At 66.4% G+C, this 22448-nt stretch carries 18 protein-coding genes; 3 read left to right on the forward strand and 15 right to left on the reverse strand.

Features of this window, described 5'->3' with window-relative positions; genetic code table 11:
* Positions 1-347: 347 nt before the first annotated feature.
* The 8 genes from moaA to PMI20_RS20630 all read right to left on the reverse strand — a co-directional run bounded on the left by moaA (position 348) and on the right by PMI20_RS20630 (position 11822).
* Positions 348-1340 (reverse strand): GTP 3',8-cyclase MoaA, encoded by a 993-nt coding sequence (moaA, locus tag PMI20_RS20595; protein WP_007928750.1) that lies wholly within the window; start codon positions 1338-1340, stop codon positions 348-350.
* Positions 1341-1350: 10 nt separating this feature from the next.
* Complete coding sequence (locus tag PMI20_RS20600) at positions 1351-2316, reverse strand: peptidylprolyl isomerase (protein ID WP_007928749.1); 966 nt, start codon at positions 2314-2316, stop codon at positions 1351-1353.
* Between the two features lie 10 nt (positions 2317-2326).
* The gene (narI, locus tag PMI20_RS20605; protein ID WP_007928747.1) at positions 2327-3007 is read right to left on the reverse strand and encodes a respiratory nitrate reductase subunit gamma; all 681 of its coding nucleotides are present in this window, start codon (positions 3005-3007) and stop codon (positions 2327-2329) included.
* Positions 3000-3755: a nitrate reductase molybdenum cofactor assembly chaperone gene (gene narJ / locus PMI20_RS20610; RefSeq protein WP_007928746.1), complete on the reverse strand. Its 756-nt coding sequence runs from the start codon at positions 3753-3755 to the stop codon at positions 3000-3002. The genes narI and narJ overlap by 8 nt, the downstream gene beginning before the upstream one ends.
* 2 nt (positions 3756-3757) lie before the next feature.
* Entirely contained in the window at positions 3758-5296 is a 1539-nt protein-coding gene (gene narH, locus PMI20_RS20615; RefSeq protein ID WP_007928745.1) for a nitrate reductase subunit beta, read from the reverse strand.
* Positions 5297-5305: 9 nt separating this feature from the next.
* Positions 5306-9073 carry a nitrate reductase subunit alpha gene (locus tag PMI20_RS20620; RefSeq protein WP_007928744.1) on the reverse strand — a complete coding sequence of 1256 codons (3768 nt, stop codon included), beginning with the start codon at positions 9071-9073 and terminating at the stop codon, positions 5306-5308.
* A 69-nt stretch (positions 9074-9142) separates the two neighbouring features.
* Complete coding sequence (locus PMI20_RS20625) at positions 9143-10540, reverse strand: NarK family nitrate/nitrite MFS transporter (RefSeq protein ID WP_007928742.1); 1398 nt, start codon at positions 10538-10540, stop codon at positions 9143-9145.
* Positions 10527-11822 (reverse strand): MFS transporter, encoded by a 1296-nt coding sequence (locus PMI20_RS20630; protein WP_007928740.1) that lies wholly within the window; start codon positions 11820-11822, stop codon positions 10527-10529. Before PMI20_RS20630 ends, PMI20_RS20625 begins: the two co-directional genes overlap by 14 nt.
* A gap of 313 nt (positions 11823-12135) precedes the next feature.
* On the opposite strand from PMI20_RS20630, the gene PMI20_RS20635 reads away from it, so the two are divergent.
* The 3 genes from PMI20_RS20635 (at position 12136) to PMI20_RS20645 (ending at position 15385) form a co-directional block, all read left to right on the forward strand.
* Entirely contained in the window at positions 12136-13950 is a 1815-nt protein-coding gene (locus PMI20_RS20635) for a HAMP domain-containing protein (RefSeq protein ID WP_007928739.1), read from the forward strand.
* Positions 13947-14594 (forward strand): two-component system response regulator NarL, encoded by a 648-nt coding sequence (gene narL / locus PMI20_RS20640; RefSeq protein ID WP_007928738.1) that lies wholly within the window; start codon positions 13947-13949, stop codon positions 14592-14594. The genes PMI20_RS20635 and narL overlap by 4 nt, the downstream gene beginning before the upstream one ends.
* Before the next feature lie 113 nt (positions 14595-14707).
* Positions 14708-15385: a Crp/Fnr family transcriptional regulator gene (locus PMI20_RS20645; protein ID WP_007928737.1), complete on the forward strand. Its 678-nt coding sequence runs from the start codon at positions 14708-14710 to the stop codon at positions 15383-15385.
* Positions 15386-15538: 153 nt separating this feature from the next.
* Here PMI20_RS20645 and ubiT read toward each other — a convergent pair whose 3' ends face one another.
* The 7 genes from ubiT to norR form a co-directional block, all read right to left on the reverse strand.
* The gene (gene ubiT / locus PMI20_RS20650) at positions 15539-16021 is read right to left on the reverse strand and encodes a ubiquinone anaerobic biosynthesis accessory factor UbiT (protein WP_087092108.1); all 483 of its coding nucleotides are present in this window, start codon (positions 16019-16021) and stop codon (positions 15539-15541) included.
* Complete coding sequence (locus PMI20_RS20655) at positions 16015-16905, reverse strand: U32 family peptidase (protein WP_007927490.1); 891 nt, start codon at positions 16903-16905, stop codon at positions 16015-16017. Before PMI20_RS20655 ends, ubiT begins: the two co-directional genes overlap by 7 nt.
* Positions 16906-16915: 10 nt before the next feature.
* Positions 16916-17911 (reverse strand): ubiquinone anaerobic biosynthesis protein UbiU, encoded by a 996-nt coding sequence (gene ubiU, locus PMI20_RS20660; protein ID WP_007927488.1) that lies wholly within the window; start codon positions 17909-17911, stop codon positions 16916-16918.
* Between the two features lie 110 nt (positions 17912-18021).
* The gene (locus tag PMI20_RS20665; protein ID WP_007927486.1) at positions 18022-19257 is read right to left on the reverse strand and encodes a molybdopterin molybdotransferase MoeA; all 1236 of its coding nucleotides are present in this window, start codon (positions 19255-19257) and stop codon (positions 18022-18024) included.
* On the reverse strand, positions 19254-19820 hold the full coding sequence (gene moaB, locus PMI20_RS20670; protein WP_007927485.1) for a molybdenum cofactor biosynthesis protein B: 567 nt from the start codon (positions 19818-19820) through the stop codon (positions 19254-19256). The genes PMI20_RS20665 and moaB overlap by 4 nt, the downstream gene beginning before the upstream one ends.
* 98 nt (positions 19821-19918) lie before the next feature.
* The gene (pdxH, locus tag PMI20_RS20675) at positions 19919-20566 is read right to left on the reverse strand and encodes a pyridoxamine 5'-phosphate oxidase (protein WP_007927482.1); all 648 of its coding nucleotides are present in this window, start codon (positions 20564-20566) and stop codon (positions 19919-19921) included.
* A 220-nt stretch (positions 20567-20786) separates the two neighbouring features.
* Positions 20787-22313: a nitric oxide reductase transcriptional regulator NorR gene (gene norR, locus PMI20_RS20680; protein ID WP_007927481.1), complete on the reverse strand. Its 1527-nt coding sequence runs from the start codon at positions 22311-22313 to the stop codon at positions 20787-20789.
* Between the last annotated feature and the right edge of the window lie 135 nt (positions 22314-22448).

Consider the following 22448-nt stretch of genomic DNA (forward strand, 5'->3'; position numbering starts at 1 on the left):
AGAAGAGCCGTAGTGTGGCAAAAACAGCAAGCTCCGCCCGGCGAAGGCTTTGTTTTGGCTCTGGCTTTTGATCTTGATCTCCAACGCCCCGTTAACCACGCTGGCCGAACGGAGGTATTACGGAGCGGGTAAACCGGCAGGGATGCCGGTTTAGCCGCCCCGGGCCATGGATGGCCCGTGGCGGCGGCCCGCTCCGTAATGCCTCCGTTCGGGCACACCGAGCCTCAGCGAGGTGCCGAGTGGTGGGGCAAGAGCGTTTTGCTTACTTTTGCGCTTTTCAAAAGTAAGCCGCTGTAAGAGCGGAACCCTAAGTAGCCGTTACCGCAGCAACGGATATCCCCCCAATCTCACCCCCCACTCATATTCATAAACCGCACCACCTGCACCGTCCCCTGCGGACTAAAATCATGCCGCAACGGCTTGCGCCGCAAAGCCTGCTGCAAGGCATCGATCAGCGGCTGGTCGTCCAGCGGATAACGCCGCAGCAGGCCACGCAGATCCAGGGCATCGTCCTGCCCCAGGCACAGCAACAGCTTGCCTTCGACGGTCATGCGTACCCGGTTGCAGCTGCCACAAAAGTTGTGGCTGTTGGGCGAGATAAAACCGATGCGTGTCTGCGGATGGCGCTCCAGGCGCACGTAACGCGCCGGCCCGCCGCTGTTCTCGGCGCTGTCGAGCAAGGCATGGCGGCTGGCGATCAGCGCCCGTACCTCGTCGCTGGAACAGAAGGATTCGCCCCGGGAACGGCCGACGTCGCCCAGGGGCATTTCCTCGATAAAGCTGATATCGATGCGCTGCTCGATGGCGTACCGCACCAGCTGCGGCACTTCCTCGAAGTTGCGCCCCTTCATCACCACGCAGTTGAGCTTGACCCGCTCGAACCCCGCCCCGCGCGCCACCTCGATACCGCGCAGCACCTGGTCGAGATCGCCGTTGCGGGTGATGGCGCGAAACTTCTGCCCGTCCAGGCTATCGAGGCTGATGTTCATCCGCTTGACCCCGGCTTCCGCCAGCGGCCGGGCCAGGCGCTCCAGCTGCGAGCCGTTGCTGGTCATCACCAGTTCGCGCAGGCCCGGCAAGGCGGCGATGTCGCGGCACAGGCCAACGATGCCCGGGCGAATCAGCGGCTCGCCGCCGGTGAGGCGGATCTTGCGCACGCCCTGGCCGACGAACAGCGCCGCCAACCGCCGCAGCTCTTCCAGGGTCAGCACCTGCTGGCGCGGCAGGAAGGTCATGTTCTTCGCCATACAATACACGCAGCGAAAATCGCAACGGTCGGTCACCGACATCCGCAGATAGTCGATCTGCCGCCCGAAGCCGTCCTGCATCACATTGCTCATGGCCTTCCCCTTACTGCACCAGCGGCGAGTCGGCGCCTTGCAGATGAATGCCCCGGATGTCCGCGGCCCCGACCAGGGTTTGCAGGTACTGCACCACGGCCTTTTGCCAGACGCCCTGTTGCAGCTGGTTGCGGATCACCAAAGCCACTGCCTCATAGGGCAAGGCCTGGCCCTCGACCCGCTGATCGACGCAGACCACATGCCAGCCATAACGGCTTTCCAGCGGCTTGGCCGCCAGCCCCGTCGGCAGGCTGAACAGCTGGCGCTCCAGTTCCGGCACGGTCTGGCCCTTGCTGATCTGCCCCAGGGAACCGCCCTGGGCCTTCGACGGGCAGGCCGAATACTTCAGCGCCAGTGCAGCGAAACTGTCGGGCTGCTCGTCCAGGCGTTGCAGCAAAATCTCCGCCTGGACCTGGGCCGTGCTGCGCGCCCCGGCATCGTCCGGCGCGCATTCGAGCAGGATGTGCCGCACCGCCAGCAACGGCGCGCTGTGAAAACGCCCGCGGTTGTTGTCGTAGTAACGCCAGCACGCCGCCTCGTCGCACTCCGGCACCTGCACCTCGCGTTCGAGCAACAAACGGGTGGCAGCCTCCTCTTGGTTCTCGCCGGCGCCGATCTGCAACGTCAGGCCGAGTTCGGCGATGCGCTGCTGCAACAGCTCGCGGATCACCAGGGCCCTGGCCGCCAGGTACACCGCCTCCTCGCGGCTGGCCGCCGGGTGATATTGCAGCTCCTGGGCCAGCGCCTGCGGGGTGATCGGCACCTGGTTGACGCTGATGATCGGCCACTCCTGCTCGCTGCTGGCGATCAGTTGCACAGGCGCCTCGTCCGCGGCCACGGGCTCATGCCCCGGCGGCGTGAACGCCTGCACGCCCACCTCCACTTCACTCTCTGGCACCAGCGTTTCCTCGCGGGCCGAAGACCCGCAACCGCCGCTGCCGCCGTTACCGCCGCCACATCCACATCCACCTGACATGACTGCCTCCTCAGATTTTCTGCCGAACGATTTGATAACGCCGCCCCAGGTACCAGACCGGCGCGCTGACCATGTGCACCAGGCGGGTAAAGGGGAACAGCACGAACAGGGTCAGGCCGAGAAACACGTGCAGCTTGTAGGTCAGACCGACCGGGGCGATAGCCGCCGCCGCGTCCATGGGCCGCAACAGCACGATGCTCTGCGCCCAGTCGGCGAGCATCACCATCACCGAACCGTCCATATGGGCGGTGGAGGCGACTATGGTCAAAAGGCCGAGCAGCAACTGCGCCAGCAGCACCAGCAGGATCAGGATGTCCGAAGGGCTGGAGGTAGCGCGCACCCGCGGGTCGGTGAGACGGCGCTTGATCAGCATCAGCAGGCCGACCAGGCACAGCAGGCCGAAGAAGCCGCCGGAGACCATCGCCAGCAACTGCTTGTGCTCGGTGCTGATCACATGGTGATAGACCGAGGCCGGGGTCAGCAGGCCGACGAAGTGCCCGGCCAGCACGAACAGCACGCCGACATGGAACAGGTTGCTGGCCACGCGCATGCCACGCTTGTCGAGCATCTGGCTGGAGCCGGCCTTCCAGCTGTACTGCGAAAGGTCGAAGCGTGCCCAGCTGCCCAGCAGGCAGATCGCCAGGGCCACATAGGGATAGATCCCGAACACCAACAGATTCCACTTAGACATTGCCCACCTCCCCGGCTGGCGCGGCGGCCAGCCCCTGATGCTGAAAATCCACCCAGTGCAGCGGTACCGCGCTTTCCTCCCGGGCCTTGCCCGGCGCGCTCGGCATTGAGCTGCAACGCTCCTGCTGCTCGGCCTGGAGAAAGTCCACCGCCTCCTCTTCCCAGATCTTGTCCAGGGCCTCAAGGGAGTCGTCGCGCGGTTCGGCCGCCACCTGTTCGCGCAGGTCGGCCACCGCCTGGTGCGGCTCCGCGCCAGCGATCTGCAGCAAGGCGCGAAAGCAACTGGCGTAGGCGCTCTCACGCTCCTCCAGGCGCGCCGCGAGCAAGGCCAAGAGGTGCGCGACATCGGCCAGGCCCTCGCGGGCCTCAAGATCGTCGCGGGTGGAAAGGAACTCCAGGTACAGCGGGATGTAGTCCGGCAGCTCCTTGATACCGATGGCAAAGCCCGCGGCTTCATACTGGGCGAGCATGTCGACCATGGCCTGGCCGCGGTCGCGGGACTCGCCGTGCACATGCTCGAACAACAGCAACGACAGCGAGCGGCCACGACCGAACAGCGCGCCGTAGTGCTCCTGGCCATCCATCAGGTCGTTGGTGCAGAGCAGTTCCAACAGCTCGAACAGCGCGCCGCGCTGCTTCGGGCTGATTTCCCGGGCCTGGATGATCGCCTGCTCCAGTTCGTCGCGGCCCTCGACCAGGGTTGCGCTCGGGTAGTCGAGCAGCAGCGAAATCACTTTCAGGATGCGCATGCTCATTCCTCCCACAGTTGCACGGTTTTCAGGACGTCGCGGCGGTTGGCCTTCTTCGCCCCGAACATGTTGGTGTCGGAGCTGCCGCTGCAGCCACTGCCGAAACTGAAGCCGCAACCGGAACGCTCGGCGAAGGCATCGCTCATGGCTTCCTCGCGGTGCGCGCTGGGCACCACGTAGCGGTCTTCGTAGTTGGCGATGGCCAGGTAGCGGTACATCTCCTCGACCTGGCTCACGCTCAGGCCGACCTCCTCCAGCACTTGCAGGTCCTGCACGCCTTCGACCTGTTCGGCGCGCTTGTAGGCGCGCATCGCCAGCAGGCGCTTGAGGGCGCGCTTGACCGGCTTTTCGTCGCCCGCGGTCAGCAGGTTGGCCAGGTAACGCAGGGGGATGCGCAGGCTGTCGACATCCGGGATCACCCCGTTCATGCCCACGGTGCCGGCGGCCGCCGCGTTCTGGATCGGCGACAGCGGCGGCACGTACCAGACCATCGGCAAGGTGCGGTATTCCGGGTGCAGCGGCAGCGCCAGCTTCCAGTCCACCGCCATCTTGTACACCGGCGAACGCTGCGCGGCGTCGATCACCGACTGCGGCACCCCGTCTTCCAGGGCCTGGCGGATCACTGCCGGGTCATGCGGATCGAGGAAGATTTCCAGCTGCTTCTCGTACAGGTCCTGCTCGCTGGCGGTGCTCGCCACCTCGGCGATGCGGTCGGCGTCATACAGCAGCACGCCGAGGTAGCGGATGCGCCCGACACAGGTCTCGGCGCACACGGTGGGCATGCCCGCCTCGATCCGTGGGTAGCAGAAGATGCACTTCTCCGACTTGCCGCTCTTCCAGTTGAAATAGATCTTCTTGTACGGGCAGCCGCTGATGCACATGCGCCAGCCGCGGCACTTCTCCTGGTCGATCAGGACGATGCCGTCCTCCTCGCGCTTGTAGATCGCCCCGCTCGGGCAGGACGCCGCGCACGCCGGGTTCAGGCAGTGCTCGCACAGGCGCGGCAGGTACATCATGAAAGTGTTTTCGTACTCGCCGTAGATGTCCGCCTGGATCTGGTCGAAGTTCCGGTCCTTGCGCCGCTTGGCGAACTCGCTGCCGAGGATCTCCTCCCAGTTCGGCCCCCACTCGATCTTTTCCATGCGCTTGCCGGACACCACCGAACGCGGCCGCGCGGTCGGCTGGTGGTCGCCCAGGGGCGCGGTGTGCAGGTGCTGGTAATCGAAGTCGAACGGCTCGTAGTAGTCGTCGAGGCTCGGCAGGTCGGGGTTGGCGAAGATGTTCGCCAGCACCCGGAACTTGCCGCCGATGCGCGGGTTGATCGAGCCGTTGGCGTTACGCACCCAGCCGCCCTTCCACTTGTCCTGGTTTTCCCATTCTTTCGGGTAGCCGATCCCGGGCTTGGTCTCGACGTTGTTGAACCAGGCGTATTCCATGCCTTCGCGGCTGGTCCAGACGTTCTTGCAGGTGATCGAGCAGGTATGGCAGCCGATGCATTTGTCCAGGTTCAGGACCATGCCGATTTGTGAACGAATCTTCATGACAACTCCTCAATCCATCTCGGTCGGCAGGGGGCGTGGCAGCTCATCGCCGTCCGAGCCATCGAGCCAGTCGACGCGGGCCATCTTGCGCACCACGACGAACTCGTCGCGGTTGCAACCGACCGTGCCGTAATAGTTGAAACCGTAGGCCTGCTGGGCATAGCCGCCGATCATGTGGGTCGGCTTGAGCACCACCCGGGTGACCGAGTTGTGGTGGCCGCCGCGGGTCTTGGTGGTCTCGGAGCCGGGCACGTTCACGATCCGTTCCTGGGCGTGGTACATCATCACCATGCCCTCCTTGACCCGCTGGCTGACCACCGCCCGGGCGGTCGCCGCGCCGTTGGCGTTGAAGCATTCGATCCAGTCGTTGTCCTCGATGCCGGCGCGCTTCGCATCGATTTCCGAGAGCCAGACAATCGGCCCGCCACGGCTCAGGGTGAGCATCAGCAGGTTGTCGCTGTAGGTGCTGTGGATGCCCCATTTCTGGTGCGGGGTGATCCAGTTGAGGACGATTTCCGGGTGGCCGTTGCTGCGCTTGCCCTTCACCGCCTCGATGGTCCGGGTGTTGACCGGCGGCCGGTAGCTCATCAGCTGTTCGCCGAACGCCTGCATCCACGGGTGGTCCTGGTAGAACTGCTGGCGGCCGGTGATGGTGCGCCACGGGATGTTCTCGTGGACGTTGGTGTAGCCGGCGTTGTAGCTGACGTGATCGTCCTCCAGGCCCGACCAGGTGGGGCTGGAAATGATCTTGCGCGGCTGCGCCTGGATATCGCGGAAGCGGATCGCCTCGTGGGCCTTGGACAGCGCCAGGTGGCTGTGGTCGATGCCGGTGAACTCGGACAGCGCGGCCCAGGCCTTGACCGCCACATGGCCGTTGGTTTCCGGGGCCAGGGACAGGATCACCTCGGCGGCGTCGATCGCCGTGTCGATCTTCGGCCGGCCCTGGCTGATGCCCGCCGCGCCCTCGCGGTAATTCAGCTCGCCGAGGAATTTCACCTCCTCCTCGGTGTTCCAGTTGATGCCCTTGCCGCCGTTGCCGAGTTTTTCCAGCAGCGGCCCGAGGGAGGTGAACTGCTTGTAGATGTTCGGGTAGTCGCGCTCCACCACTTGCAGGTTCGGCGCGTTCTTGCCCGGCTGCGGGGCCACGCCCGCGGTTTTCCAGTCGGTGCCGCCGAACGGCTGGGCCAGCTCGCCGACGCTGTCATGCATCAGCGGCACGGTGACCAGGTCCTGCTCCACGCCCAGGTGCCCCACCGCCATGCTGGAGAACGCCTTGGCGATGCCCTTGTAGATCTCCCAGTCGGAACGCGATTCCCAGGCCGGGTCGATGGCCGCCGACAGCGGGTGGATGAAGGGATGCATGTCCGAGGTGTTCATGTCGTCCTTCTCGTACCAGGTCGCGGTCGGCAGGACGATGTCGGAATACACGCAGGTCGAGGACATGCGGAAGTCCAGGGTGGTGACCAGGTCGAGCTTGCCGATGGCGCCCTGGTCCACCCATTCGGCTTCCTGCGGCTTGCAGTCGCCGACCTGGCCGATGTCCTCGTTCATCACCCCGTTACGGGTGCCGAGCAGGTACTTGAGCATGTACTCGTGGCCCTTGCCCGAGGAGCCCAGGAGGTTGGAACGCCAGATGAACATGTTGCGCGGGAAGTTCTGCGGGCTGTCCGGCTGCTCGCAGGCGAAACGCAGCGAGCCCTCATGCAACGACTTGACCACATAGTCCTTGGGCGTCATGCCGAGTGCTGCGGCGTCCCGGCAGATGTGCAGCGGGTTACTGTTGAGCTGCGGCGCGCTGGGCAGCCAGCCGGCGCGTTCGGCACGGATGTTGTAGTCCAGGGCGTGTTCGGGGAACTGGCTCTTGTCGGCCAGCGGCGAGAGCACGTCGTGCATGCTCATCTTCTCGTGGCGCCATTGCGAGCTGTGGGCGTAGAAGAAGCTGGTGCCGTTCATCTGCCGTGGTGGCCGGCTCCAGTCCAGGCCGAAGGCCAGGGGCAGCCAGCCGCATTGCGGACGGAGTTTTTCCTGGCCGACATAGTGGGCCCAGCCGCCACCGGTCTGGCCGACGCAACCGCAGAGCATGAGCATGTTGATCAGCCCGCGGTAGTTCATGTCCATGTGGTACCAGTGGTTCATCGCCGCACCGACAATGATCATCGAGCGGCCACGGGTCTTGTCGGCGTTGTCGGCGAACTCGCGGGCGATCTGGATGGCTTTCTCGCGGCTGACGCCAGTGATCTGCTCCTGCCAGGCCGGAGTGCCGGGCACGCTGGCGTCGTCGTAGTCCTTGGCCACATTGGCGCCGCCCAGGCCACGGTCGATGGCCAGGTTGGCCGCCGACAGGTCGAACACCGTGGCCACCTTGACCTGGCTGCCGTCGGCCAGGGTCAGGCTGCGCACCGGCACGCGGCGGTATTGCACGGCGTCGCCGGCCACATGCTGGAAGTGCTCCTGGATTTCCCCGGCGAAATACGGGAAGGCCACTTCGGCGACATCGCCACCGATCAGGCTCAGGCTCAGGTCGATCTCACGCCCCGCGCCGCCTTCCCGGGCGAGGATGTTCCACTTGCCCTGCTCGCCCCAGCGGTAGCCGATGGAGCCCTGGGGCGACACCAGCTCGCCGCTGGCGTCGATGGCGATGGTCTTCCATTGCGGGTTGTTGTCCTGGCCGAGGTTGCCGGCCAGGTCCGAGGCGCGCAGGAAGCGGTCCGGCTGGTAGCCGGCCCCCGGCGCGGTGCCGAGCATCGGCTTGAGCAGCACCAGCACCGGCAGGTCGGTGTAGCGCTTGGCGTAGTCGGTGAAATAGGCGCTCGGGCGGTCGAGGTGGAACTCCTTGAAGATCACATGGTTGAAGGCCTGGGCCAGCGCCGCGTCGGTGCCCTGCTTGGGGTTGAGCCAAAGGTCGGTGAGCTTGGCCACTTCCGAATAGTCCGGGGTGATGGCCACGGTCTTGGTGCCCTTGTAGCGCACCTCGGTGAAGAAGTGCGCGTCCGGGGTGCGGGTCTGCGGAACGTTGGAACCCCAGGCGATGATGTAGTTGGAGTTGTACCAGTCGGCCGATTCCGGCACGTCGGTCTGCTCGCCCCAGACCATCGGCGAGGCCGGTGGCAGGTCGCAGTACCAGTCGTAGAAGCTCAGGCAGGCACCGCCGATCAGCGACAGGTAACGGGCGCCGGCGGCGTAGCTGACCATCGACATGGCCGGGATCGGCGAGAAGCCGACGACCCGGTCGGGGCCGTACTGCTTGATGGTGTAAACGTTGGCCGCGGCGATGATCTCGTTGACCTCATCCCAGCTGGAACGGATGAAGCCGCCCATGCCGCGCTTGCTCTTGTACGACTCGGCCTTGGCCGGGTCCTCGACGATGCTCGCCCAGGCCTCCACCGGCGCCATAGTCTGCCGCGCCTGGCGCCACAGCTTGAGCAGCGGCTTGCGGATCTTCGGGTACTTCAGGCGGTTGGCGCTGTAGATGTACCAGCTGTAGCTGGCGCCCCGCGGGCAGCCGCGCGGCTCGTGGTTGGGCAGGTCGTTGCGGGTGCGCGGGTAGTCGGTCTGCTGGGTTTCCCAGGTGATCAGGCCGTTCTTCACGTAGATCTTCCACGAGCAGGAACCGGTGCAGTTGACCCCGTGGGTGGAGCGCACGATCTTGTCGTACTGCCAGCGCGAGCGGTAGACGTTTTCCCAGTCGCGGGACTCCTTGCGGGTTTCCCCGTGGCCCTCGGCGAACTCGCTTTGCTTGCGGTTGAAAAACCGCAGTTGATCCAACAAATGACTCATGGTGCTTTCCTCTCAGGCTTGCCGCGGGGTTCTATGCCCCGACCGGGCAAGGTTTGGATTCGGGTCGTGTCAGCAGGGAGTCGCCGCGCCTTTGCGCGCGTACCACCACCAGGTCACCACGATGCAGCTCAGGTAAAAGCCGACGAACATGTAGAAGGCCATCTCCGGGCCGCCGGTCTGGGCCATGGAAGTGCCGAAGGATTTGGGGATGAAGAACGCGCCGAAGGCGCCCATGGCCGAGCTGAAGCCGAGCACCGCGGCCGACTCCTTGCCGGCGTTCTTCAGCGCCTGCTCGCGCACCGCGGCGCTTTGCCCGGCGGCGGCCTTTTCGTGCAGGGTGCGGAAGATCACCGGGATCATGCGGAAGGTGGAGCCGTTGCCGATGCCGGTGGTGATGAACAGCAGCATGAACAGGCCGAGGAAGCCGTAGAAGTTGCCGCCGGCGCCGTTATGCGGAAGAAAGTGCAAGACCCCGAAGACCATCACGATCATCGCCACGAAGTTCCACAAGGTCACCCGGGCACCGCCGAGCTTGTCCGCCAGCCAGCCGCCCAGCGGCCGCACCAGGGCGCCCACCAGCGGGCCGAGGAAGGCGAACTTCAGCGCCACCACGTCCGGGAACGCGGTCTTGATCAGCATTGGAAAAGCCGCCGAGAAGCCGATGAACGAACCGAAGGTCGCCAGGTACAGCCAGCACATCAGCCAGTTGTGCTTGCGCTTGAAGATCACCGCCTGCTCGCTGAACGAAGCCTTGGCGCTGGACAGGTCATTCATGCCGAACCAGGCCAGCAGGGTCACCGCGATAATGAACGGCACCCAGACAAACCCGGCGTTCTGCAGCCACAGCTGGCTGCCGTCGGCCAGTACCTGGGCTTGCCCGCCGAGCCAGCCGAACAGGCCGAAGGTGATCACCAGCGGCACGCAGAACTGCATCACCGACACCCCGAGGTTGCCCAGCCCGGCATTCAGGCCCAGGGCCGTGCCCTGCTGCGACTTGGGGTAGAAGAAGCTGATATTGGACATGCTCGAGGCAAAGTTGCCGCCACCGAAACCGCAAAGCAGCGCGATCAGCACGAACACGCTGTAGGGGGTGTTCGGGTCCTGCACGGCAAAGCCCATCCACAGCGACGGCAGCAGCAGCGAGGCAGTGCTCAGGGCGGTCCAGCGGCGGCCGCCGAAGATCGGCACCATGAACGAATAGAACACCCGCAAGGTGGCGCCGGACAGCCCCGGCAACGCCGCCAGCCAGAACAGCTGGTCGGTGCTGAAGCTGAAGCCGATGGCGTTCAGGCGCACGATCACCGTGCTCCAGACCATCCACACGGCAAAGGCCAAGAGCAGCGCGGGAATCGAGATCCACAGGTTGCGGGTCGCCGTCTGCTTGCCGCTGCGCCCCCAGAAAGCGGGGTCTTCCGGGCGCCAGTCATGAATCAACGGGCCTGAATCGGGCTTATCAAGAACCGACATGTTCTTCTCCTTGGGCAATGCTGGAAAACGGGGACGAGGTGGCCGGCGGCTGTTTGCCCAGCAGCGGGCGCTTGCGGATTTCGCTGAAGTACATCCAGGTGAGCGACACCCAGACCACGCCGTACATCAACATGAAGCAGGAAGAGCGCACGCCGGTGAGGTCCACCAGGGCGCCGAACAGGATTGGCAGGACGAAGCCGCCCAGGCCGCCGGCCAAGCCGACGATGCCGGACACCGCGCCCATGTTCTGTGGGTAGTCGTTGGCGATGTACTTGAACACCGAGGCCTTGCCGAAGGCGAAGGCGATGCCCATGACGAACAGCAGCACGGTGAACAGCGCAGGATTCAGGCCGATGTGAAAATCCAGGGCGCCGTCGACGGTGCGCACTTGCAGCTGGGTCTGCGGGTAGGACAGCAGGAACAGGCAGATCCAGCTGACCCAGAGCACCCACCAGGTCACGCTCTGGGCGCCCCAGCGGTCCGACATCCAGCCGCCGACGGCGCGCAGCACCCCGCCCGGCAGCGAGAAACAGGCGGCCAGCAGCGCCGCGCTCTGCAGGCTGAAGCCGTATTCCTGCACGTAGTACTGGGTCATCCACAGCGCCAGGGCCACATAGCCGCCGAAGACGATCGAGTAGTACTGGCAGTAGCGCCACACCGCCGGGTCCTTCAACGCGCCCAACTGCTCGCGCAGGGTGGCGCCAGAGGCGCTGCGATGGGCCTTGTTGTCGGCGCTGAGAAACCAGAACAGCAGCGCGGTGATGAACAGGATGGCGCTGAAGGTTTTCGGCACCAGCTGCCAGCTGCCGGCGGCGATCAGCGCCGGGGCGAGAAACTTGGTCAGCGCGGCACCGGCGTTACCCGCGCCGAAGATGCCCATGGCGAAGCCCTGGTTGTCCTGGTCGAACCACTTGGCGACGTAGGCGATGCCCACCGAAAACGAACCGCCGGCCAGGCCGACGAACAGGCCCAGGACCAGGAACTGCCAGTAGGCCGTGGCGTGGCTGATCAAGTACAGCGGCAACACGCAGCACAGCATCAGCAGGAAGAACACGCTGCGCCCGCCAAAGCGATCGGTCAGCAGGCCCAGCGGCAGGCGTGCCAGCGAACCGGTGAGCACCGGAGTGGCGGCCAGCAGGCCGAACTGGGTTTCGTTGAGCGCAAGCAGCGCCTTGATCGGCACACCGAGCACCGCGAACATCATCCAGACCATGAAGCACACGGTGAAGGCCAGCGTACTCATGCCCAGCACCAGGCCTTGTCGTACACGCGGTTGGGTCATCTCGCTCTCCAGTCAGTCATTCATGGCCGCAGACTAGAGAGGCGAACCCGGTAAAAACTTGACCCGGGTCAAGGAAGCCCGGGGCCTCATGGGCCTATGCTTGCGCCGCCTACCTCCAACGAGGTAGTGCCGAAAAACCTCTGAACCCTTTGTTTATCAGGCTCTTGCCTTGGCTCCACGAGGCGGTTGCACGGATCCGATGAACAACAACTCTTTAGAGGTAGAGCGCCAGGGACCGGCTGCAAAACCATCGCCAGTCGTCCCTGGAGCCTGCTATGCCCGCCCTTCCCCCGTTCACATCCGGCCCGCGCCCTTGATCCGCTGGCTGCGCAGTTCCCTGCCCGCCCGCGCCGGCCTGGCGGTGATCCTGATCGCCGTGCTGGCGCTGGCCAGTTCCCTGAGCGCCGGGCTGATCGCCTGGTTCAGCCAGGGCGACGCGGCGGCCATCAACACCGCGGGCTCGGTGCGCATGGAGACCTACCACCTGAGCTGGAAGCTGGCCGCGGGCGCCAGCGCCGAAGAGATCGAGCAGATCCGCCAGAGCCTGCAACAGCGCCTCGACAGCCAGTCGCTCAGGGCGGTGCTGGAAGACGGCGCCGACCCCGAGCTGGTGGACAGCTACCGGCAGATCCAGCAACGCTGGAACGCTGAGTTGCAGCCAGCCCTGGAACAACGCGATGCCGCCGCGTTCCAGGCCCTGGCCCTGCCCTTCGTCGAACAGCTGAACCAGTTCGTCAGCCTGCTGCAACGCCAGAGCGAACATAAGCAGACCTGGCAACAGTTGATCCAGGGCGCGGCGCTGTTCACCACCCTGTTCGTCCTGCTGCTGGGCCTGTACGAACTGCAATACGGCGTGGTCACGCCCTTGCAGGAACTGGTGGAAGCCACCCAGCGCTTTCGCCGTGGCGACTTCCAGGTGCGGGTCAACCACCAGTCCCGGGACGAGCTGGGCCAACTGGCCACCAGCTTCAACGCCATGGCCGAGACCATCGAGCAATCCCACCGCACCCTGGAAACCCTGGTGCGGCAAAAGACCCACAACCTGCAACAGGCCAACGCCGCCCTCGAGCTGCTGTACCAGAGCAGCCGCAGCCTGGCCACGCGGCTGGCCAACGCCGAAGGCCTGGACGAACTGATCCGGCGCTTCCAGCAGCGCCTGCCGGGGTTGCGCCTGTCGCTGTGCCTGCAAGGCCAGTTGCAGGCCCCGGCGCAGCAGTTGATCGCCCTGCATGGCGCCGACAGCCGGGAGGTCTGCGCGGTCAGTGATTGCGCCAGCTGCCAACGGCAGCAGCCGGTCGCCCGGCAGCGTTTCAGCATCAGCAACCAGGGCAGCGAACTGGGCGAGCTCAAGGCGCACTTCGTCGACGGCCATGCCCCGCAAGCCTGGGAAACCGAACTGATCCAGGCCCTGGCCAACCTGATCGGCACCTCGCTGTCGCTCAAGCGCCAGCGCGAACAGGACCATCGCCTGCTGTTGTTCGAAGAGCGCGCGATCATCGCCCGCGAGCTGCACGACTCCCTGGCCCAGGCCCTGTCCTACATGAAGCTGCAGGTCAGCCGCATGCAGACCCTGATGCGCCGTGGCGAACCGCTGAGCACCCTGGAGAACGTCACCGCCGAACTGCGCGAGGGGGTGAACAATGCCTACCGCCAGCTGCGCGAACTGTTGACCACCTTTCGCTTGCAGATCCACGACGCCGGTCTGGTGCGCGAGCTTGAGGCGACCACCGAGGAGTTCTCGCGCCGCGGCGATTTCCAGGTGCATGTGCAGCTCGACAGCCTGGCTTTCGAGCTGTCGGCCAGCGAGCAGATCCACCTGCTGCAGATCACCCGCGAGGCGCTCTCCAACTGCCTGCGCCACGCCCACGCGGAGAATGTCTGGCTGCAACTGCGCCAGCATGGCGAAACCCTGCGCCTGTCGATCGAGGACGATGGCCGCGGCTTCAGCGGCGACCACGACAACAGTGGCAACCAGCGCGAACACCACGGCCTGAACATCATGGATGAGCGGGCCCGCAGCCTGCATGGCCAGTTGCAGATTTCTTCCAGGACGCCCCAGGGCACCCTGGTGCAGATGGAATTCCGTCCGGAGTTTCTCGCCGTCCCCACACAAGGTAGCGCCGCATGAACCCATCCCCCACCTACCGGATCCTGCTGGTCGACGACCATCCGATGATGCGTCGCGGCATCCGCCAGATGCTCGAACTGGAAGACGACCTGCAGATCGTCGGCGAGGCCAGCCACGGCGAGGAAGCCCTGGGCCTGATCGAACCCTTGCAGCCCGACCTGGTGCTGCTCGACAACAACATGCCGCAACTCAACGGCATCGAGACCCTGCGCCGCCTGCGGGCCATGGACTACCGCGGCAAGGTGCTGCTGTTCACCGTGTCCGACGCCGAGGACGACATTCGCGACGCCCTGCGCCTGGACGCCGACGGCTACCTGCTCAAGGACATGGAGCCCGAGTTGCTGATCCAGTACTTGCGCGATGCCTTGAGCGGCGCCCTGGTGATCAGCCCGGGGCTGACCCGGGTCATGGCCCAGGCCCTGCGTTCGCCGCCGCGCCAGCCGGAGGTCGAGCTGACCGAACGCGAGCGCCAGGTGCTGCGCACCATCGCCAGCGGCTACAGCAACAAGGTCATCGGCCACAAGCTGGGTATCACCGAAGGCACGGTCAAGGTCCATGTGAAGAACCTGCTGCACAAGCTCGGCCTGCGCTCGCGGGTCGAGGCCGCGGTGTGGGCCATGGAGCACCTGCGCAACGCCGGCTGAGCCGCGCTTAGCCCCTCCTGCCCCTTTGGCCCCCTGCCCCTTTGGAGGTACGCCGGTGGAGGCATAGGCCCTGGCAGCCGCGCGCTCTACCATGGCCGGCAGCGGAGGTACCCATGCTGACCCACCCTTCCATCGTGCTGTTGTTGCGTCGCCATCATCTGTTCAGCCAGTTGCCGGACAAGGTCTTCGAGGAGGTCTGTGCCCGGGCCATGCTCAGGCGCCTGCCCAGCCACAACACCCTGATGCACCAGGGCGACCCGGCCAAGCGCTTTTTCCTGCTGGTCAGCGGCCAGGTCAAGCTGTACCGCATCACCGGCGAAGGCCAGGAGAACCTGGTGGAAATCATCCAGCCCGGGCAGACCTTCGCCGAGGCCCTGCTGTTCAGCCAGGCGCGCTTCTACCCGGTGAACGCCACTGCGCTGAAAGACAGCGTGCTGGTCAGCATCGACGGCAACCATTACCGCCACGCCCTGGAGGACCAGCCGCAGGTGTGCCTGGCGATCCTGGCGAGCATGAGCGTGCACCTGCACCAGCGCCTCAAGGACATCGACACCCTGACCCTGGGCAGCGCCAGCCGGCGGGTGGTGAATTTCCTGTTGCAGGAGCGCGACCCGCACAGCGGCGAGGTGGTGCTGCAAGTGTCCAAGCGCCTGGTGGCCTCCAAGCTGGGAATCCAGCCGGAGACCTTCTCGCGCATCCTCCATCGCCTGGTGGAAAGCGGCCTGATCGCCATGGAGCGGCGCACTATCCAGATCCCCGGCGCCGAGGAACTGGCCGCCTACCAGGGCTGAGCGGCAGCAGGCCCGCCCCTATTCCCTGTAGGAGCGAGCTTGCTCGCGATGGCGGCGTCCCAGGCATACTGCGGCGCCAGAATCGCCAGCAAGCTCGCTCCTACAGAAGCTGACCTGCCGGCGGTGCATCCTGGCACTGACGAGCCGACGCCTTCAGCCTGCGGCCAACCCCTTGCCCGCCCGTTCCAGATTGCGCCACAGCCAGACCGGCAATACGTCCGGATCGAGGCTGTCGATCAGGTTTTTCAGGGTCAGGCCCAGCTCGGTATCACCCTCGATCACCAGGCGCCGGCGGAAGAACAAGGTGTCCGGGTCTTCCTGACGGCTGGCCAGCAGCAGGAACTCGCGCCAGTTGCCGCTGATGGTCACGTCGGCCCGGGCGCGTTCGGCAATGCGCAGGCCGTCGCGGTCGCGGGTCAGGTACCAGGCCAGGCCCAGGTCGGGAATCCGCAGGCACAGCCAGCGCCGGCGCAGCAGGTCGAATTCGCCGGCGCGCAGCGGCTCGGCCAGGCAGCGGTTGAGCCCCTGCTGCAAGGCCAGGCGCTGCACGCCGAACGGCACCCGCCGCAGCAGCGGCAGCAGCCGGTCGGCGCTGCGCAGCAGCCAGTCCTTGCGTTTGGATTTGCCACTCAGCACAGGCCCACCTCCTCGACGCGCAACATCCCGGCCTGGCCATGCCAATAACCGTTGCAGCCCTCGACGAACAGCGGTGGCGTCGCACCCTGGCGCACCCGCTGATAGGCCTCGATCACCTCGCCCATGCCCTGGGCCCGCGGGCTCAGGCGCAGCAGGTCGGCGCCGCAGGCCACCAGCCCGGCATAGTCCGCCAGCAGATTGGTGACCTCGGCGGACAGGGTCTGGATGCCATTGAGGGTGAACAGCGCCTGGCCTTCCTGGCTGCTCAGCGCCAGGCCGTCGGGGTACTGGATGCAGCAGAACTGGCAGTCGTCCTTGGGCCGGTCCTGGGCCCGGGCGGTGAAGCAGCGCGCGGAATACGCCAAGGGCAGATGCCCATAGGCGAAGACTTCGACCTCGGGCAACGCCTGGCCCAGCTCGCGCACCTGATCCAGCACCGCGCGGATCAGCGCCGCCGAACACTCCACCGGCGGCACCCAGCGGATCATCCCGCAGCCCTGCAACTGGGCCAGGGCGTGGCCGTTGTACAGGTTCAGCGCCGGGCCACCGACGAAGGGCAATTTGCGCTCGGCGAGGAACTGCACCGCGCCCATGTCGTTGGCCTCCACCAGCAGCTCGCCGTTGTCGCACAGGCGCCGCAGGCTCGACAGCTCCGAGGCGGCTTCGATCAGGGTCAGGCTGGAGAGCACGATCTGCGCCGACGTGCAGCCCTGCAGTTCGCGCCCCAGGCCCAGCCACTGGTCCAGGGACAGCGCCCGGCGTTTCGAACACACGGTTTCCCCCAGGTAAATCACATCCAGGGGCAAGGCCGACATCTCGGCATAAAAACGTCCCAATTGTTCCTTGTCCCAGTAGAACAGGACGGGGCCCAGGCTGAGCTTCATCGCGAATTCCTCATTGCCATGATCGATGGTAGGCACCCAGGGTGGTCTGGCTGCCCTCGGACAGGCCGGCCAGCACCTGGCGCCACTGGTCCTTGACCGTGAAACTGGCGGGCGCGGCGCGATGGGCATCCAGCGCCGCGCGCCAGACCCGGGTGACCTGCTCGACATAGGCCGGGCTGCGCTGGCGGCCTTCGATCTTCACCGCCTCGACGCCGATGGCCGCCAGCTCCGGCAGCAGGTCCAGGGTGTCGAGGCTGGTGGGTTCCTCCAGGGCATGGAAGCGCTTGCCCTCCACCAGGAAGCGGCCCTTGCACAGGGTCGGGTAGCCGGCTGGCTCGTCGGCTTGATAGCGGTCGATCAGCACTTCGCTGAGGCGCGCGCTCAAGCCTTCGGCGTCCTCGCTCCAGCGCACCGCCTTGGCCGGCGAGCAGACGCCGCACAGGTTCGGCGACTCGCCGGTGATGTAGGAAGACAGGTGGCAACGCCCTTCGGCCATGATGCACAGGCTGCCAAAGGCGAATACTTCGATCGGCACCGTGCTGCTGGCCGCCACCTGGCGCACCTGGGCCAGGGACAGCACCCGCGGCAGGACGGCGCGGCGGATGTTGTAGTGCCGGGCGTAGAACGCCAGGGCGCTGGCATTGGTCGCCGAGCCCTGCACCGAGAGGTGCAGGTTCAATTGCGGATGGCGCTGGCTGGCATAGGCCAGGACCCCGGGATCGGCGGCGATCAGCGCGTCGACCCCATGCTCGGCGGCGCGGTCCACCGCCCGTTGCCAACGCGCCCAGCCCTGGGGCTGGGGGTAGGTGTTGACCGCCACATAGAGTTTGCGTTGGTGCTGGCGAATGTGCGCGACCGCCGCGTCGAACTGCTTGTCGTCCATGTTCAGGCCGGCGAAATGCCGGGCGTTGGTGTCGTCGCGAAAGCCGACGTAGACGGCATCGGCGCCTTGACGCACCGCCGCTTTGAGCGCAGGCAGGTTGCCTGCGGGGCAGACCAGTTGCATGGGGGTTCCTCATCAAAGAACGCGCCGGAGCGACGCGTGCGCAGCGATCGGAAATGCGCTGCCAGTCTAGCCAGACCGACAGCCACGGCCTTGACCGCAATCAATTGCCGTCACTGCATCAGTTCGGCGAACGACAGGAACGGCACCGGGTCGCCCGGACGTACCAAGCGCTCGCCTTCCACCAGCGCCAGGCCCTCGGCCCAGCAGGCCGCGGCGAGCATCGCCGAGCTTTGCTGCGGGTGCGGTTGCACACGAACCTGGGCATCGTCGCCGGGCACCAGGCGGGCCCGCAGGTACTGGCGCCGGCGGTTGCGCTGCAACCACTCGAAGCCCGCCGGCAACGCCATGGGCCGCGGCAGCACATCCGTCACGCCCTGGGCCCGCAGCAGGAATGGGCGCACCACCACCAGCGCGGTCACCAGCGCCGCCGAGGGGTTGCCCGGCAGGCCGAGCCACGGCTTGCCGGCCACTGCGCCAAAGGCCAGGGGCTTGCCCGGCTGGATCGCCAGGCGCCAGAAATCCACATGGCCCAGCTCCTCGATCGCCTGTTTGAGGTGGTCTTCCTCGCCGACCGACACCCCGCCCGAGGTCAGCAACAGATCGCACTCCGACGAGGCCAGGCTCAAGGCGTGGCGGCTGGCCGCCAGCTCGTCGGCCATCACCCCGTAGTCGTGCACCTCCACGCCCCAGCCGCGCAGCAACGCCGACAGGCAATAGCGATTGCTGTTGTAGATCTGCCCCGGCGCCAGGGGCTGGCCGGGTTCGCGCAGCTCGTCGCCACTGCTCAGCAGGCACACGCGCAACGGCCGATAGACCTCGACCCGGGCGATCCCGGCCGCCGCCAGCAAGCCCAGTTCCTGGGCGCGCAGGCGCTTGCCGGCCTTGAGCAACAGATCGCCGCGGGTGACCTCCTCGCCCTGCTGGCGCACGTGAGCGCCGACAGTCGTCGGCGGCAACCAGACTTGCCCGTCCTCGACCTGGCAGTTCTCCTGGGGCACCACCGTATCGGCCCCCGGCGGCAAGGGCGCGCCGGTGAAGATGCGCACCGCCTGCCCCGCCGCCAAGGGAGTCTCACCCGCTTGCCCGGCGGCGATCCGTCCCCCCAGGGTCAGGCGGCCACCGGCGGGCGGCAGGTCGGCGGCGCGCAAGGCGTAGCCGTCCATGGCGCTGTTGTCCCAGCCGGGCAGGTCCAGCGGCGAATGAAGGTCCGCCGCCAGCACCCGGCCCAGGGCCTGCTCCAGGGCGATGATCTGGGTCGTCGGTGGTGGCGGCGCCTGGTCCAGCAGATGGGCGATGGCCTGGTCCACCGGGATCAGTTGGCCGCTGTCGCAGCCACAGCCGGTCACGACCGCGCCCCACAGGCCTCGATGTTCTGTGGCGGTCCCTCATGGGTCTGCGGCTTGAGGTGGGGGGCGAAATTGCACGGACCGGTGCGGCTGTCCAGCTGTGGGCGCAGGATCATGTTCCAGGCCGTGCGGCAGGCCCCCGGCGAGCCCGGCACGCACACCACCAGCACGCCGTTGCTGACCCCGGCCAGGGCCCGCGACTGCAGGCTGGACATGCCGATTTCTTCCACCGACACCTGGCGGAACAGCTCGCCGAAACCTTCCACATGCTTGTCCAGCAGCGGCATTACTGCCTGGGGCGTGTTGTCCCGCGCGGTGAATCCGGTGCCGCCGGTCATCAGCACCACCTGCACCTGGGGGTCGGCGATCCAGCGCGAGACGCTGGCGCGGATCTGGTAGATGTCGTCCGGCACCAGGCCACGATCGACCAGCACATGGCCGGCGCTCTGCAACAGGTCGCAGAGAGTCTGGCCCGAGGTGTCGGTTTCCAGGGTGCGCGTATCGCTGATGGTCAGCACGGCGATGTTCAGGGGTTGAAACGTGCGTTGCGCCAGATGGGCCATATCCAAGCCTTCCCGTGAATTGAGATTGGCCCCAGCCTGAACCGAATCCGCCGACGAACCTATTCCTCCAAGGAGGTACCTCGACGGGACGACGACCCTCAGGGCGCCAGCCGGCCGTGGCGCCACACGCCCTGGTGCAGGCGGTAGTCGAGGCGGTCATGCAGACGGTCGCTGCGCCCTTGCCAGAACTCCATGCGCTGCGGGCGCAGGCAGTAGCCGCCCCAGTGTTCCGGGCGCGGCAGCGGCTGGCCGTCGAAACGGCTGGTGGTGCTGGCCAGCAGGGATTCCAGTTGCAGCCGGTTGGCCAAGGGCTGGCTTTGCGGCGAGGCCCAGGCACCGAGGCGACTGGCCAGGGAGCGCGAATCGAAATACACATCCGACAGCCGCGGCGCTAACCGCGATACCCATCCTTCGATCCGCACCTGGCGCTCCAGGGCCGGCCAGAAGAAGGTCATGGCGGCCCGGGGATTGGCCGCCAGCTCCAGGCCCTTGGCGCTCTGGTAGTGGCCGAAGAAGGTGAAACCTTCATCGCTCAGGCCCTTGAGCAACAGCACCCGACAATGGGGCTGGCCCTGTTCGTCGACCGTGGCCAGGCACATGCTGTTGGCCTCCACCGGCGCCTGCTCGGTGTCGCGGGCCTGTTGCAGCCACTGACGGAACAGCGGCAGCGGATCGTCCGGCGCGGCCTCGTCGGCCAGGCCATCGCGGCAATAGTTACGGCGCATCTGGGCCAGGGAAAGCGGCATGAGGGTGATCTCCGTTGGGGTTTGCCGCAGTCTGCGAGGAGCCGCCCCGCATGACCTTGATCGCCATCAACGGCAGCGGCCGATCCCTATCTTCTGTAGCAACTGCACCGCCCCCTCCAAGACACCCATGTTCCGTAGCCGCTGCCGAGCCTGCGAGGCTGCGACCGGCTGCGCCTGCAGAGGCGGGTTCATCGCAAGCAATCGAACGTCGGTCGGCCTGCTATTTGAGCCGCAGGCGCCGGGCCAGTTTGTGCAGGTTGCTCGGGTCGACCTCCAGCAGCCGGGCGGCGCGCGCCCAGTTGTTGCGGCAGCGGCTCAGGGCCTGGTGAATCTTCTGCCGCTGGTACTCGTCGACGGCTTCGCTCAGGGGCTGGAACGGCCCGTCGTCGGCCGCCGGCGGCGACTGTTCGAGCGGCTCCGCGCCCTTCAGCGTGCTATCGAGATCGAGAACTTCCGGCTCCAGGGTCAAAATCAGGTTGCGACTGCCACCACGGCTGAGCTGTTTGAGCGCGGCGCGGCTGATCACGTGTTCCAACTCGCGCACATTGCCCGGCCAGGGGTACGCCAGCAGCGCCCGTTCAGCCGCCGGCGACAGGCGCAGGCCGCGCAGGCCGAGACGGCTGCGGTTGAGTTCGAGGAAATGCCCGGCCAGCAGCAACACGTCGGAGCCGCGTTCGCGCAGCGGCGGGATCGGCACCGGGTACACCGAAAGCCGGTGGTACAGGTCGGCGCGAAACAGCCCGTCGCGAATGCTCTCCGGCAGGTGGCGGTTGGTCGCGGCGATGATGCGCACATCCACATGCAGCGGCTTGTCCGCCCCCAGGCGCTGGATCTCGCCGTTCTGCAGGGTACGCAGCAATTTGGCCTGCACGCTCAGCGGCAGCTCGCCGACCTCGTCGAGAAACAGCGTGCCGCCGTTGGCCGCGTCGAAGCGCCCGGCGCGGTCGCTGGTGGCGCCGGAGAAGGCGCCCTTGACGTGACCGAACAGCTCGCTCTCGGCCAGGGATTCCGGCAGCGCCGCGCAGTTGACCTGCACCAGCGGCTTGTGGGCGCGCCGGGACAGGCGATGCAGGCGCCGGGCGAACAGCTCCTTGCCGACCCCGGTCTCGCCCAGCAGCAACACCGGCAGCTCGGAATCGGCGAGCACGTCCAGCTCGTTGAGCAACTGATGCAGGACTTCGCTCTGGCCGAGGATCTCGCCCTCCTCCACTGGCCCGCGGGCATCCTGCGGCTCGCTGCGCGACAGGCGCAGGCTGCGGTTTTCCTGCTCCAGGCGGGTGACCCGCAGCGCCGCCTCGATCTGCAGGCTGCAGCGCTTGAGCTCATCCCGCGCCCGGCGGTCGAAGGTCCCGGGCCGCAGCGCATCGAGGGTGATGGCGCCCCAGACCCGCCCTTCCACATACAGGCTCACGCCCATGCAGTCGTGCACCGCCAGCGGCCCGCTGTCCGGGTGGTCGAGCAGCCCGTCATAAGGGTCCGGCAGGCGGCTGTCGGGCTCGAACCAGGTGGGCTCGCGGGACGCCATGATCGCCGCCAGGCGCGGGTGCTGGGCGATCACGAAGCGCCGCCCGAGGGCTTCATGCACCAGGCCGACGGTGGCCAGCGGCCGCAGGCTGTCGTCGTCCAGGCGCAGCAGGCCCACGGCCCCGGCCTTGAAGTACTCACGCAGGGTCTGCACCAGACGCTGCAACCGCACGGCATTGGGCAACTCGACAATCAGGTCGGCCGCCAGACTTTCACGCAACATGGTAGTCATCACCCTTTCTGGTGGTTCCGACCCCGAGATTTCAGGGTCATCCGCACCACGACAAAAAATCAGTCCATTATTTTCAATAAGTTACAGCTGGCATGGCGGATGCAACGGCCCAGGGGAACCGTTGCC

It is taken from the genome of Pseudomonas sp. GM17, from assembly GCF_000282175.2.
Classification (GTDB): domain Bacteria; phylum Pseudomonadota; class Gammaproteobacteria; order Pseudomonadales; family Pseudomonadaceae; genus Aquipseudomonas; species Aquipseudomonas chlororaphis.